General features: G+C 43.4%; 13 protein-coding genes. 1 reads left to right on the top strand and 12 read right to left on the bottom strand.

What is annotated here, in order from left to right:
- Window positions 1-1514 (bottom strand): RelA/SpoT family protein (locus RDQ32_RS08495; protein ID WP_308580014.1); only part of this gene is annotated, 1514 nt, incomplete at its 3' end.
- A 325-nt stretch (window positions 1515-1839) separates the two neighbouring features.
- On the opposite strand from RDQ32_RS08495, the gene RDQ32_RS08490 reads away from it, so the two are divergent.
- Window positions 1840-2301, top strand: coding sequence for a CBS domain-containing protein (locus RDQ32_RS08490; RefSeq protein ID WP_007157615.1), 462 nt, complete (start codon window positions 1840-1842; stop codon window positions 2299-2301).
- 144 nt (window positions 2302-2445) lie between these two features.
- Here RDQ32_RS08490 and greA read toward each other — a convergent pair whose 3' ends face one another.
- The 11 genes from greA to RDQ32_RS08435 all read right to left on the bottom strand — a co-directional run bounded on the left by greA (window position 2446) and on the right by RDQ32_RS08435 (window position 14956).
- A complete protein-coding gene (gene greA, locus RDQ32_RS08485) occupies window positions 2446-2949 on the bottom strand; it encodes a transcription elongation factor GreA (RefSeq protein ID WP_308580013.1) in 504 nt (167 codons plus the stop codon).
- Window positions 2950-2966: 17 nt separating this feature from the next.
- Complete coding sequence (locus RDQ32_RS08480) at window positions 2967-3497, bottom strand: adenine phosphoribosyltransferase (protein WP_308580012.1); 531 nt, start codon at window positions 3495-3497, stop codon at window positions 2967-2969.
- Entirely contained in the window at window positions 3494-4072 is a 579-nt protein-coding gene (locus RDQ32_RS08475; protein ID WP_308580011.1) for an NUDIX hydrolase, read from the bottom strand. The genes RDQ32_RS08480 and RDQ32_RS08475 overlap by 4 nt, the downstream gene beginning before the upstream one ends.
- 355 nt (window positions 4073-4427) lie before the next feature.
- Complete coding sequence (locus tag RDQ32_RS08470; RefSeq protein WP_308580009.1) at window positions 4428-4796, bottom strand: FeoB-associated Cys-rich membrane protein; 369 nt, start codon at window positions 4794-4796, stop codon at window positions 4428-4430.
- A gap of 134 nt (window positions 4797-4930) precedes the next feature.
- Window positions 4931-6253 (bottom strand): hemolysin family protein, encoded by a 1323-nt coding sequence (locus tag RDQ32_RS08465; protein WP_308580008.1) that lies wholly within the window; start codon window positions 6251-6253, stop codon window positions 4931-4933.
- Between the two features lie 318 nt (window positions 6254-6571).
- The gene (locus RDQ32_RS08460; RefSeq protein ID WP_308580006.1) at window positions 6572-7201 is read right to left on the bottom strand and encodes a class I SAM-dependent methyltransferase; all 630 of its coding nucleotides are present in this window, start codon (window positions 7199-7201) and stop codon (window positions 6572-6574) included.
- 276 nt (window positions 7202-7477) lie between these two features.
- On the bottom strand, window positions 7478-9259 hold the full coding sequence (locus RDQ32_RS08455; protein ID WP_308580005.1) for an ABC transporter ATP-binding protein: 1782 nt from the start codon (window positions 9257-9259) through the stop codon (window positions 7478-7480).
- Between the two features lie 87 nt (window positions 9260-9346).
- A complete protein-coding gene (locus RDQ32_RS08450; RefSeq protein ID WP_007157624.1) occupies window positions 9347-10945 on the bottom strand; it encodes an aminotransferase class I/II-fold pyridoxal phosphate-dependent enzyme in 1599 nt (532 codons plus the stop codon).
- A gap of 92 nt (window positions 10946-11037) precedes the next feature.
- The gene (locus RDQ32_RS08445) at window positions 11038-12708 is read right to left on the bottom strand and encodes a M3 family oligoendopeptidase (RefSeq protein WP_040649347.1); all 1671 of its coding nucleotides are present in this window, start codon (window positions 12706-12708) and stop codon (window positions 11038-11040) included.
- Between the two features lie 96 nt (window positions 12709-12804).
- Window positions 12805-14250 carry an ATP-binding protein gene (locus tag RDQ32_RS08440; RefSeq protein ID WP_242650901.1) on the bottom strand — a complete coding sequence of 482 codons (1446 nt, stop codon included), beginning with the start codon at window positions 14248-14250 and terminating at the stop codon, window positions 12805-12807.
- A 184-nt stretch (window positions 14251-14434) separates the two neighbouring features.
- Window positions 14435-14956, bottom strand: a complete 522-nt coding sequence (locus RDQ32_RS08435; protein WP_007157628.1) for a hypothetical protein — start codon at window positions 14954-14956, stop codon at window positions 14435-14437.
- Window positions 14957-15100 lie beyond the last annotated feature (144 nt).

The following is a 15100-nucleotide window of genomic DNA, read 5'->3' as shown; positions in this document are numbered from 1 at the left end:
TTTTGCTCGTGGCGGAACCACTGGTTAATCTTATTTTTCGCCTGGGTGGACTTTACAATTTTCAGCCAATCTCTGGAAGGTCCTCTGGAGTTCTGGCTGGTAATAATATCTACTCTGTCTCCATTGTGAAGTACATACTCAATGGGCACCAGCTTATCGTTGACCTTGGCTCCCACCATCTTATTTCCTACAGCGGAGTGGATGGAATAAGCAAAGTCGATAGGGGTGGAGCCCGCCGGAAGATTCTTCACGTCTCCTGTGGGAGTAAAGCAGTACACGCTTTCATTGAAGAGGGAAAGGTCGGACTTTACCATCTTCATAAATTCTTTGGAGTCGGACTCATCCTTCTGCCACTCCAGGATTTCGCTGAGCCACTTCATTTTCGTCATTTCATTCTCAGTGGCCTTATTCTCAGAGCCTCCCTCTTCTTTATATTTCCAGTGGGCGGCAATACCGAACTCCGCGGTTCTATGCATTTCGAAGGTACGAATCTGGATTTCAAAGGGCACTCCGTCCTTTCCGATTACCGTAGTATGAAGGGACTGGTACATATTGGGCTTAGGCATGGCGATATAGTCCTTAAAGCGCCCGGGGATGGGGGTGTAAAGCTTATGAATAAAGCCCAGCACCGCATAACAGTCCTTCACCGTATCCACGATAATACGGATGGCAAACAAATCATAGATCTGGTCTATGGTTTTGTTCTGATTGACCATCTTCTTGTAAATGGAGAAGAAATGCTTGATTCGTCCCTTGATATTGGCCCTGATGCCGGACTCTTCGATATGCTCCCGCACTTCCTGCACAATCTTGTCGATTCGCTCTTCCCGAACCTCTCTTTTAAAATGCACCTTCTCCGCCAGATCGTAATAAACTTCCGGCTCCAAGTATTTCAAGGAAAGGTCGTCCATCTCAATCTTAATCTTGCTGATACCCAGACGGTCCGCTAAGGGAGAATAAATCTCCAAGGATTCTCTGGCCTTTTCCTTTCGTTTCTCCGGACTCTGGTATTCCAAAGTACGCAAATTATGCAAGCGATCCGCCAGCTTGATGATGATGACCCGGATATCCTTGGCCATGGATACAAACATCTTTCTGAGATTCTCCGCCTGCAATTCAACCTTATCGGTATTTAGATTTAACTGGGTCAGCTTGGTAACCCCGTCCACAAGTACGGCAACATCCGGATTGAACATTTCCTCTACCTGCTTAAGGCTCATCCCCGTGTCTTCCACCACATCATGTAAGAGTCCCGCTGCAATGGTTTCTTTATCCATTTCCAGGTCGGACAAAATGATGGCTACACAGAGGGGATGAATAATATAGGGTTCTCCCGACTTTCTCTTCTGGTCCTTGTGCTGTTCCTTCGCCACCTCATAGGCCTTTTCAATCATGGAAAGGTCATCTGAAGGATGGTAAGAACGAACATTTGCCAAAAGTATCTTTAAAAGCTCCTCAGGAGGGGTATTATCCCTTGGCCTCTCTAAGGGCTTGTCTTCCTTTTTATCTGTCATACTTACTCCAATCTGTCACTATTCTTGTATTCTACCCTGTCTCCTCTTCCTTGTCAAAATCGAAGTATTCAAAAAATTTAAGTCTTTATTTGCAGGAAGTTTTAATAAGCCTGTCACAATTCGTACATATCTTTTTTTTATAGTAGAAACAAGAAATATAGTACTATCGGTATAAGATGAAAATGTATAAGTATTCTTCTTTTTTTACAAAATTATAAAGAAAAGTTCATACTCTTTTTCTTTCTTGCCGATATACTACCTTGGGCAAAAGGATATTTTCTTTTTGTCCCATTCTATGAGCAGAAAATGACAGGAGGTCCCAAGCATGAATATACTTTTCTTTCTTACTCCAAAATGTGACGTGGCATACGTAAAGGAAGAAGACAGTTTACGAAATACCTTGGAGAAAATGGAGTTTCACCGGTATTCAGCCATTCCCGTCTTAAGTAAAGACGGAAAATTTGCCGGCACCCTGACGGAAGGGGATCTTCTTTGGGAAATTAAGAATCAACTGAATCTGGATTTGAAAGAGGCGGAGAAGGTACTGGTAAAGGATATCCCTATGCGAAAGCATTTTGAGGCGGTGGGAATCAACAGTTCCATGGAGGGACTGGTTGCTCGTTCTCTTACCCAAAACTTTGTACCGGTGGTGGATGACCTGGGACACTTTATCGGCATTGTAAAACGTCGAGATTTGATGGACTATCTGTACCGTCATGCGGATTTCGTGGCTTTGGATAAGGAAGAATCCATGTTAATGGCAGAGGATACCTCCTTAACAGGCTAAAGCATAAGAAACAGAATGGAAAATCCAAGGGAGGGATACTCGGGTAAAATGAGATACCGCATACTACACGAGGTACACTCGGTAAAAACAGGATATTGCAAACTACCCGAGAGACAATCATTAAGAATAAAGGAAGAGGAAATCCTAGAATTTTCGGATTTCCTCTTCCTCTTTTTCTCCTGTTTTTTCAATACTGCGAATCAAAACGGTATAACTGCTTCCCCCTTCCAGGAAAACCTCCACTTCCTCCCCCACACGCTTTCCCATCAGTGCCTTTCCTAAAGGAGACTGATTGGAAATTCTTCCTTCCAGGGATTGCCCTCGAATGGAGGTGACCAGACGATAGCACTCTTCCTCTTCATCCTCCGGAAAATACACCACCACCGTGTCATTAATTCCCACAACGCCATCTTCCGACTTTGTGGAAATCACTTTGGCAAACTTTAAGACCCGCTCTAAATAACGAATCCGGGATTCATTTTGATTCTTCTCTTTCTTGGCGGCATAGTATTCAAAGTTTTCCGACAGGTCTCCCTGGGCTCTGGCCTCCTTCACCGCCTCAATCAGCTTCGGACGAATCTCCAGCTTTCTTTTCTGAATCTCCGCCTCGATTTTCCGCACATCCTCCCGGGTTAATTCCTCACTCATCCTATTCTCCTAAAGCTTTATTTTCCTTCGTAGCAAATGAGGGATTCCAAGGAATAGTTTTCAAGCTTCTTTCTGCCTTCCAATCCGGCCAGCTCCATAACCACGGAAATCTTGGCTACCTCTCCCCCAAGACGCTCCACCAGTTTGCAGGCCGCCTCCAAAGTACCTCCTGTCGCGATTAAGTCATCCACGATAACGACTTTGGTTCCCTTCTGAATGGCATCCTTGTGAATCTCCACCTCAGCCTGGCCATACTCCAAATCATAGGCAATGGATTCCGTCTCTCTGGGCAACTTTCCCTTCTTTCGTACCGGCACAAATCCCTTATGCAACTCATAGGCGATGGCTGTTCCGAAGATAAAGCCCCGGCTTTCCAGACCGATGACAAGATCAAAATCCACATCCTTTAAAGACCGGATTAAGCCATCTACGGAATCCTTCAATCCGTCCGGATCCTGAATCAAAGAAGTAATATCACGGAAGATTACTCCCTTCTCCGGAAAATCCGGAATGGACAATACATAATCTGCTAAATGCTCTCTTTTCATAGTTCTCCCCTCAAGTTTTTTATGGCATAGGCCTGAATGGCCGCCACAGTTTTGCTGTCTGTCATCTTCCCGTCCGAAATCAATTTCAGTAAGTCCTCCAGCGCCCAAGCCTCCAAGAAGATCTCCTCATCTTCATCAAAGCACTGCTGTCCCTTCTTCAAATCCTTGGCAAGATAAATGGCAATCTTCTCATCCAAAAAAGCCACCGTGGTATTGACCCAAAGAAGAAGCTCTAAAGCCTCACTCTTATAGCCTGTTTCCTCCTCCAGCTCCCTCTTTGCACAAAGAAGAAAGTCTTCCTCTTCACTATCCCGCTTTCCCGCCGGAATTTCCAGGGTAAAACGCGACAGCGCATGACGGTATTGCCGAACCATGAGAAGCCTTCCGTCCTCTAAGACCGGAAGTACCGCCGCGGCTCCCATATGATGAATAAAGTCCCAGTGGGTCACATGACCGGACACATCCACCGTATCTTCATAGACCTCCAGCACCGAGCCCTTGTAGCGGAGCTTTCGTTCCAGTAAACGAACCGGAATCTCTTCCTTCTTCTCTTCCTGTTTTTTCTTTTCTTCCATCTTTCAAACACTCCTATTCCGAAAGATTTTGATTTGAAATTCTCTATAAGATTTTTCCCTCAAACTTCTTTATTCTAACATACTTACAGGGATATCTCCATGATTTAACGAAAGATTCCCCCTCCGGATGTCGAAAGATTCCTCCTTCGGATGTGGAAAGATTTTCCTTCCGTGAAAGAAAGAAAAAAGAGCGAACAGAAAGTAAAGCAACGCTTCCTCTCTTCGCCCTTTTTGAACATCAATTAAGAAATTTCACTTTAGAAAAAAATTGGAAATTCCATTCGGAAATTCCATTCGGAAATTCCATTTAAAAAATCTCCCCCGAAAAATCCTATAAAGATTAATTTCAGTAATCTTACTTGGAAAACTCCACCTTAGAAACTCCGTATCCCGCCTTGTTGATATGCTCTCTAAGCTCTTCCTCGCTGTGCTCTTCCTTCATCCGCACTTCCGCTGTATGACTGCTTAAATCCACCGTAGCCCAGACACCGGCAATGGCATTTAAGGCATTTTCCACCTTCTTCTTACAGTTTCCGCAATGCATATCGTCTACGGAAATCATGGCTTTAAAAGGATAATGTCCTTCCACCTTGTCGGAAACCTTTACGGAATCCACACTGCATTCTCCTCCGCCGCAACAACCATTTTTTCCTCTTTTAATGACACTTCTTACCGCAAAAACGATAATTACGCCTACCAGTGCCAAGATGACAAAATTTCCCATGCTGTTCTTCCTCTCTGAAAACAAGTTTAGCTTAAATTCATTAGCTATGTCTAACTTCTTTAGTTTAGTCTCTTGTTTTCTCCTGTCAAGGAATTTTGAAAAATTTTATTTTTCCTATCGTGATGCAGCGGGTCTTATTTTTCCTTTTCTTCTTCCTCTTCCGTCTCTTCCTTGTGTACGATAGTCTTTCCGATACGGTGGTTCTTGATTTCCGCCACATCGATACTCAGACCGTCCGTATCCAAGTGCAAGGAGGATCCGTCCTCCGGCACCATGCCGATGATTCCCATAATATAACCGCCGAAGGTATCCGCAGCCTCTAAATCCAGATGAATCTTCAGGGCTTCATTCACATCCTCCAAATCCGCAGAACCGAGAATACTCCACTCGTTTTCTGAAATCTGCTCAATAGGCTCCGGCTCCGGAAGCTCATCCTCCTCATGAAGGTCCCCCACCAAGGCCTCAATCAGGTCATGGAGGGTAACAATTCCCGTCATTCCGCCGTACTCATCCAGCACTATCCCATAGTACTTTCTTTCCTTTTGCATGATTTTGAAAAGGTCGGAAACCTTCATATTCTGAGAAATGAAGAAGGGGCGATCCACTGCATTCCGCATAACATTCGGTCTGCTTAAGTCGTTTAGGCGGAAATAATCCTTGGTATTCAAGACACCGATGATATCGTCATTGTCCTCACCGCAAATCGGGTAGCTGGCAAAACGGTTTTCATGGATGGTATGTCTCCACTGCCGGTCCGTATCCTCAATATAAAGCATAGCCACATCTGTTCTGTGGGTGCAAACGTCTTCCACCGTAAGATCTTTAAATTCAAACACATTTTGAATCCACTCATTTTCACTGGATTCAAAGATGCCGCTTTCCATTCCCTCATCGATCATCATCAAAATGTCTTCCTCGGAAACGGCATTGATATCTCTTTCCGGGTCGATTTTCAGAAGCTTCAGTACCGCATTGGTGGATGCGGAAAGAAAGAAAACGATGGGCATGGAAATAATAGACACAATCCGCAGTACCGGAGCAATGAAAAGCGCTATAGGCTCTTTATATACCTGCGCCAGGCGTTTCGGCACCAACTCTCCGAAAACAATACTGATATAAGATAGAATCAGAGTAATCAGCACAATAGAAAGGGGGTGCATCATGCTCTCCGTATTGGGGATAGGAAGCTTTACCAGAAGCTTGTCCAAATATCCTGCAAAGCTCTCTGCCGCAAAGGCACTGGAGAGAAATCCCGCCAGAGTAATCGCCACCTGAATGGTGGACAAAAAGCGGGAAGGCTCTTCCACAAGCTTTAAAAGATGCTTTGCATTTAGGCTTCCGTCCTCCGCAAGCTTTCTTATTTTTCCCTCTCCCATCTGCAAAACCGCAATTTCCGCGCAGGAAAAAAATCCGTTAATGAAAATCAGTACAAACAAGAGTATGACTCGACCAATCATAGTTGTGTTTAAAAATCCTCCTTAACTCCAAAATCCTTGGAATAGTTTTTTGTTCCGGGAATACTAGAAAAATGAACTGCAGAAAAAGGTATAGCGTGTCCTACACACTATACCTTTTTGCTATATGATTCTTAGGACTTCCGTTATCCGCGTCCCCGTCTTCGTCCATGTTCTTCCCCTTCTTGTCTCTTTCCTCAACTGAAAAGAATACAGGCATTATACGGAATCCCCCCCGCTTTGTCAAATTTCAAAATACCGGAAGCGTTTCCCCCTCAGGTATTTTAGAAGTATAACGGATTACAAATCCCGTTCTCAAAATTATAACTCCACCGGTATTCCCTTTCGGCAAAGAGCAATACGCCAAGGCTTCTTCTTTGCCCGGATATAACGAAACTTCAGAAAACCGGCATTTTCCAGATAAGCCCTCAATTCCGCCTCATCATAAAGCTTTGCACCATGAATCTTCTTAATCATGGAGCAACACTTACTTTCCTTATCATGGGTAACCGCCAGAAGAAGTACCCCTCCCGGCTTTAATACCCGATACGCTTCTGCCAAAGCTTTGTCCATGCTCTTCCAAAAGTAAATGCTTTCAAAGCTGGAAATCGCATCAAAACTGTCGTTTCGAAAGGGAAGCTTATTCACTCCGCTTAAAATCACCTCGCATCTGTCCTGCGAAATCGCCTTTTCATTCCAGCCTTCCGCAATGGAAACAGATACCGGGGAATGATCAATGCCGCTGACATGGGCATCCGGATAACGCTCCAACCACCGTTCCAGATTGCCGCCTCCCCCGCAGCCCAAATCCAAAATATCCGCCTGAATCGGCAGTTCCACAAAAGACATGCCCCAGTGCCCCAGCTTGGCATGCTCTCCATAATTCATTAATAGGCTAATGACTCTCCCAAAAAATCCTCTGGGTTTCGAGAAATTCTGCAAAAGCCCCATTGTCTTCCTCCTGAAATCTTGGGGAATCTTGCTCCTAGCATCCCCTTTTTTCTTTCTAGTCCCTCTTCGCAAGTCTTAATTTATTCGTAAAATTAATTTTATGGGACAAAGCTAGACTTGTCAACAGGGAGATGGGGGAAGGGGGTATTGCACTCTTCTTTAATATGTTCCAGGATAAACCGGCTACAAATTGTAGCCGATTTAAGACACTTATCACATTTCATGAGCCACTTTTTGCCTTTTTCTCACATTTCATGAAAATGGCACAAAATATCCTTACTGCTCCATCATAAAGAGCGAGTAAAAGTATCCCTTCTTTTCCATCAGTTCAGAGAAGATTCCTTCCTCTACAATCTCCCCTTCTTTTAACACACAAATCCTATCTACACGACTTAAAATTCTGGAATCCAAGTCATGAAGCACCAAAATCTCCGTGATATTCTCCAAGGATAAAAGGGAATCCAATACCAGATAGCTATTTTCCTTATCCAAAGCTGCGGTAATCTCATCCGCAAGGAGGATAGGAGTTTTTCGAAGGAGACTTCTGGCAATATTGATTCTTTGCCGTTCTCCTCCGGAAAGGGCCGCTCCATTTTCCCCACAAGGATAATCCAAACCTTTCTCCGAAATCAGATTTTTTAAACCGGACTTTTCAATGGCCAGCTCCATCTCCTCTTCACTGTATTTTTGAAAGAGCGTGATGTTTTCATAAATACTGCCGTCAAAAATAAAGACCTCCTGTTGAATATAGGAAATCGAACGAAAGAGGCTTTCCTCGGGAAGGGTAGAAAGTTGCCTGTTTCCAATAGAAATCTCTCCCCCCTGACTTCGCTCGATCCCCATAAGAAGCTTTAGAATGGAGGACTTTCCTGAACCGGAAGCTCCCAGAAGGATCAGCTTTTCTCCCTCCTTTACCCGCAGAGTAAAGTCCTTCAAAACCTGCTTTTCCGGAGTATAAGAAAAGGAAAGACGGGAGAAGCAAATATCTCCCTGTAAAGACGGGATGGGAAGGGCTTTCTCATGGGAGTCTGTGTCGGTATGCTGATGATAACCGTCCTGAACAATTTCACTGCTCTTCTGCTGCTGTTCCTGCTGTTCCTCCTGCTCCCCTTTTTCTATCTTCTCCCAAAATTGTTCGGAAAGGGCATAGGCGGTTCTTGCCTTGCTGAGCATTCCCGGAAGCTCTGTCACCGGATCAATGATATAGTTAATCAGTCGAGAAAAGGCCAGCACAGTTCCCACGGAAATGCTTTTGCTTCTATAGGCCACAACAGCGCATAGGAGCAAAATGGCAAACTGGGTGATATAGCCGGAAATGGCGGCAAAGTAATTGATTTTCTCTACGCATTTTTCCCGCTCTTCCATGCGATGCTCCACCTTTTGGCAGATTTTATCGTGAAGGGCAGAAAAGATTCCTTCCACCTTATAGGACTTAATGATGGTAAAGCCAACGGCAAAATCCTTCAAAAAAGCCAGATATTCCGCATTTTCCTTGGATAAATTCTCCTCAATCTTCTCCATATTTCTTCCGGAGAAAAGAGCGGCAAAAAAGGGAATCAGGGAAATGAGACAGGCCATCATGGCTAAAAAGAAATTATAGCGAATCATCACCAATACAGCCCCTATGCCGCAAATGACGATTTGGGAAAGTATGGGAATCTGGTCCAAAAAATCCTCTTTGATTTTCTGTAAATCCGTATTCAGGGCGGAAAGATACACCGCCGTATTCTGTCCGTAAAACTCTGTCACCTTCTTTTTGGACAGATAATGATAAGCCATTTTCCGATACTGAAAGACCGCCTTGGTGCTGAACTTCGTCCGAAAATAGTAGGTACAAAGGCCGGAAAAGCTCACCATCAGTAAAACCGCTATGGCCATTAGGATGATTTGATGCATACTGTAACGGTGATTTCCGGATAGGAAATCAATCAAAATCTGCATCAGTTGAGGTACAGAAAGAATACCCACGGACAAAACCGTGGTACCCAAAACCGCCATAAATAGATTTTTCCGATTGCCTTGAAAAAAGCTTTGACTTAAGGGATTACGCTGCTTCATGCTGTTCTTTTCCTTCCTGCTGTCATACTCTATTGTCCTATTTTTATACCCTTATGTACTCTCTTGTCACGCTTCTATACATTTCCCCTATAGCTTTTGGAAAATAAGCCTTCCGCTCTCCCCCTGTCGGTGTCTGGAATACTGAAGCTCTATCCCTTCTTTTTCCAGAGCTTCTATCCCTTGAATCTTTTCCGCCGTAAGCTTCTCTCCCGAGAAAAGCAGGGGAATTCCGGGGGGATAAAGGCTGAGATATTCCAGGCAAATGCGCCCTTCCCCGTCACGAAGATTAAGCTCCTCCCCCTCTTTTAGCCCTTCTGTAATTTGCAAAGTATTATCCGCTATAGAAATTTGATACAGGGCAGAGGATAGTATCTTAGACTGTAATGACTGTGCTGAACCTTCTATCAATTCAGACATTTCATCTCCCGTTTCCTTCCCTCTTTCCTCTTCCGCTTGCTTTCCTCTTTCCTCTTCCGCTTGCTTTCTCCTCTCATCTCCCGGCTTCTGTCTCTTCTCATCTCCCAATCTTCTTTCTATATCCTTTAGGGTCAAAAACAATCTATCCATATCCTCTTCCGAAATAAAGGGTCCCGTCATCAAAAGCAGATTTTCTCCGCTATGCATTTCCGATTCAATGCCGTAATCTTCCCGAAGAAGCTTAGCCAAGTCCTTCCCCAGTCTAAGCTTGGGGATTCCTCGGGCTCGTAGGAAAATCTTAGTACAATCCATAGCAAAGCAAGCTTCTTCCTTCTCCCAAAGAAAAGTAAAATAGGAAAGTGTTCTTGCCTTCTCTCGAAAGCTCTCCATCACTTCCTTCCAATGGAAAAATAAAGCTTCTCCCTCTCTTTCCAAAAGTGTCGTAGCCTTTTCCAATGAAAGCATCAAAGGATAAGAGGGGGAGGTGGTTTGAAATACGGAAAGGTAAAAAGACAGCTTTTCTCTACTGTATCTTTGTCCGTTTCCCAATATCCAGGCACTCTGGGTTAAGGAACAAAGGGTTTTGTGGGGGCTTTGCACCACCAAATCCGCTCCTAAGGAAATGGCGGACTCCGGAAAAGACGCTCCTTTTTTCGGAGAAAAATGGGCTCCGTGGGCTTCATCCACCAGAAAGGAAAGGCCATTTTCATGGCAGAGCCTTGCAATCGCTTCCACATCGGAGACCACTCCCTCATAGCTTGGGCTGGTAAAAATCAAAGCCTTGCTCTTTGGAAACTCCCGAAGCAATCTTTCCACTTCCTTCGGGGAAATGGAGCCGAAGCAGGAAAAATCCTCCCAAAACTCCGGTAGCAGAAAATGAATCTTTGCCTTTCGGAGAGATAGGGCATAAAAAACAGAGCGGTGGCAATTTCTTGCCACCACTACCTCATCTCCCTCTTCCAGCAGAGTGAAAATACCTGCCTGTAAGCCGGAGGAACTGCCATTTACAAGATAGAAGCAATCCGAACAGCCATAGTAGGCGGCGGTGCGATTCATGGCTTCCTGTAAAATCCCTTCCGGAGCATGAAGATTATCCAGCTCTTCTACCTCCGTATAATCGTAGGCATAGGGAAGGGCTGTACCCATGTCCCTCTTTCTTTGGTGCCCCGGCATATGCAGAGGCAGGAGATTTTTTTCATTGTAGTGCTGAAAATATTTTTCTAAAGGAGAAGCGGAAAGGTTCCGCCCCTCTTTCGATTTATCCTTCATTTTCTTTCCTTATCTGATGCTATTCATCAAATCTCAAGAGAGATATAGCCTGCTTTACGGCATCTTTCGAAGAAGTCTTTTCTCGCTTAGATTTAAAGATTCTTCTCCAAATCCTCTACGATCTTCTTAATGGTTCCCTCTTTAAAGGGATTCATCAGGCCCACCTTTTCCTCCAGTTCTGTAAAGAAAAGGGATGCGGAGTACTTGGAGAAGTCCATATAGCTCTTCCAAGCCCCTTGGAAATCCTTATCCATCCAAGCCTTGTACTGTAAGGCATTGATGCCGGCAATGCAGTAATCAATGTAGTAATAAGGAAGGTCATAAATGTGGTGCTGCTTCTGCCAGAAACCGCCCTCTTCCATAAAAGCATTGTCTGCATAATCCAAATGTGGCTTATATTCCTGCTCCAGAGTTCTCCAAAGCAGCTTTCTCTCCTTCGGAGTCATTTTCGGATTCTTATACACAATGTTTTGGAACTCATCCACCATGGTGCCGTAGGGGATAAACATCAAAAACTCTTCAAAATGCATGGACAGGTAGTCCTTTGCCCGTGTACCGAAGAATAAATCCATCCAAGGCTCGGTAAAAAACTCCATGGACATGGAGTGGGTTTCCGCCGTTTCCATGGTCAACTGATTATGCTCATGAATAGGCAAATCCGCCGTAATATAGCCCTGGAAGGCGTGTCCGCACTCGTGGGTAATTACATCACAGTCCCCGGCTGTTCCGTTGAAGTTGGCAAAGATAAAGGGCATGTGGTAGTTGGGAAGCATTTCCATATAGCCGCCGGTTCTCTTGTTCTTTCTGCCCAGCACATCGAATAGCTCCATTTTCATCATATCCTGCATAAACTTTGCGGTTTCCGGAGAAAGAGCATCATACATCTTCTGCCCTGCTGCCATGATTTCCTCCGGTGTGCCGATGGGGGCAGGATTTCCCTCCTTGAAAAATACTCCTTCGTCGTAGTAATAGAGCTTGTCCAGCCCGAGGCGCTCCCTTCTTCTCTCATGAAGCTTTTGGACAAATGGCACCAAATCCCGTTTTACCTGCTGACGGAAGGAAGCAATCTCCCGCTCTCCGTAACAGTTTCGGTTCATTCTGGCATAGCCGATTTCCGTGAAATCCGGATAGCCCAGCATTTGCCCCTGCTCGGTACGATTCTTTACCAAGGCATCGTAAATGGAGTCCAGCTTCTCTGCATTGTCCTCAAAAAACTTGGTATAAGCCTTCCATGCCTTCTTACGCACCTCTCTATCCTCTGCGGTAAGGTAGGGTGTCATCAGAGAAAGGTTTAAGTTTTCTCCCTCCCAGGGAATCTTTGCAGAAGCCAGAAGCTTACCGTATTCGGTGGTCAGTTCATTTTCCTTTTGCATCAGGGGAATCAGGGAAATGTCCACCGCCTTCTGTGCCAGCTCCATATTTTTAAAGGCTACATGCCCCAGCTTCTCTTCCATATAGGCTCTGTGGGGAGAATGGTAAACCCGCATCTGGTAGTCCACTAAGAGATTTCGGAAAATGGGCATATTGGCATCGTAAAAGGCTCTCTCCTTCTCGTAGAATGGATCCGTCATGTCAATGTCGTTTCGAATGCTGGCAATCACACTTTCCGTCATCACATCATCCACCAGCTTATAGTAGTTCTGATGCAGGGCAAAAAGCTCCTCCCCGGACTGAGCCTTATCTACCCCCTCGCAAAGCTCCAAAAAATCCGCCTTCAGTTTATCAAAATCAATTCTCTCATAGGGAAATTCGGTAAATTTCATATTTTCCTCCAATTCATAAAGCATAATGTAAAACAATCGGTATAAGCATAACATTTCTATGGGAATATTCCCAATACCTTCTTATTGCTCCACTAATTACAGCCTATACTTATCCAAAGATATATCTACAAAGTCAATGGATTTCTCTTCTAAAAACATCACCATATAGATCGGAAAATAGCTAATCCGCCCTATTGTTTTTACATTATCATTTGTAAAAACGTATGCGTTTTTTATGCCATATTCCGGAACACGTAATACGTTATCCAAAGCGGAATGTTTCTCATAATCCTTTCCGCTTTTTACTTCAATGGGAAGCACTTCCTCTGCATGCTCAATAATAAAGTCCAGTTCTCCTTTTTTCTTATTACTATAATAATACAAGGGATAATTATGTGCACAAAGCTCCTGAGCAATCACATTTTCATATACGGAGCCTTTATTGATATCTTTTTCTTTACTAACAATTTTTAATTTACAGGACTTTCCATACAGGCTTGTGAGCAAACCCACATCGGACAAAAACAGTTTAAATAAAGTATTTTTTTCGTTTAGCAAAAGTGGAACTGTCGGTTCTGTTGTATTAAAAGTTGGCAATGCAACTCCGGCCTTCCAAAGCCATGTAAAACTATCAGAAACTCTTTCAAATCGAAGATTCGCCTTAATATCCGTAAGCTTAAAACGCTTATTTTTTTCATTTAATTCCGCAGGAATCAGTTCATAAATTTGCGTAAGTAATAATTTCCGATTCTCTTCCTCGTATTGTGTAAAATCTAACTTATATTGCTCGATAATGGCTCTGTGTTCCTCTATGACATTATCTATATTTTCTGTTTTACGATATTGCTCCACAGCAGCAGGCATCCCCCCTATAATGAGATACAAATTAAATATCTCCATTATTTTTTGATGAAATACTTCATCTACCGGAGTCTTGGATAAAAAGGAACTGCGAAGCCTCTCTAATACTTTATCCTCAACATTAAAGATTTGAAGGAACTCTTCAAAATCAAGGGGAAACATTTTTAGAGTCTGCAAATATCCTACCGGTGCTGACTTCAAATTAACCAGTTCTATTCCTAGCAAAGATCCCGATAAGACATAGCGAAAACGCTTATCCTCTACAAGAAACTTTATCTTTGTAACAATTTCTTTGTATCGCTGAATTTCATCAAAGAAAATGATTGTTTTTCCGGGAATTATCTTCTTACTGCTGTACAAAGACAGCTTTAAAATAAGATCATCAATACTATTCGCTTCACGCAAAATATCCACTATTTCCGATTGTCTAATAAGGTTAAACTCAACATAATCACATCCTGACTGCTCTAGGCATGCTCGAATAATATAGGTCTTTCCTGCCTGACGAACACCATAAATCAGTAAGGCTTTTTCTCCACTCGTAATCCAATGCAAAAGGTCTTTTTCAATTTTTCTTTTCAGCATCTTTTCTCCAAAATCCGGCATAACAGCGCCATAAGTCATTTCTCTTAAGCCGGCCAATGACATTTTTCCAAGGTATTTTGACTTATATTTTGACACTTTTCCAAGGTATTTTCAAGCCAATTTTGACACTTTTCCAAGGTATTTTTGGCTTGATTTTGACACTTTTCCAAGATTTCATAATGATTGTGTAGCAGTCAAGAAAAGTAGACGTCCATTCAGCGAAAAAAGGCCGGCGAAAAATAGTTAAACTATTTCTGCCGACCTTTATAAAACGACAATCCTAAAATCCTAACTCTAAAAGCAGAACACTGGCCTTAAAGGACATCCAAAGCAATATTTCATAGCTATGCGCCAAAAATACAAAGAAGAATAAGGCCAAAAGGGGCTTAGTCATTGAGCTTCTCTCTAAATAGCGTTGAGAACAGCGATAGAGACTGATACCGCCTCCTATAAAGCTTAGTACTTTCACTAAAATCAATCCTAAAAACGCAACATCCATATTGATTAAGCTTAGAAACACGATCAGCATAGAGAGAGAAACTAAGCCGATAAAAACAAGCCCCTCTTTTCCCCGCTTACTAATAGCTTTTCTTCCGGCTTCTTCCTGTTCTTCCTGCGGATATAAAGCTCCCTGTACCCTACGAAGGTAGAAAAGATAAGGAATAAACAAGGCCAGGAGAAATAGAGGAAGAAGATTTTTCCCCGTCAACGTAGCAATAGTCCAAGAAAATGCCACCGGAACTGCCAGCACATAGCAAAAAATCAAAGTCAAATTTTTGTGTAAAATCCTGTCTTCGTCCATAAACACCGTCCTTTCTCAAAAAGATGGAAGACCATTCTTGTTTTTTTGCCGCTAGAGAATATTTATTTCTCTCATTATATCCAAGAAAAAATCACTACCACCCGTCAAACGGGTGGTTTGCTCGGGGCTATAAGCCCCTGCTAC

Origin of the sequence: uncultured Oribacterium sp. (genome assembly GCF_902481605.1) — a bacterium.
Lineage (GTDB): Bacteria > Bacillota > Clostridia > Lachnospirales > Lachnospiraceae > Oribacterium > Oribacterium sinus.
This window is presented reverse-complemented; position numbering and strand designations above follow the sequence as displayed.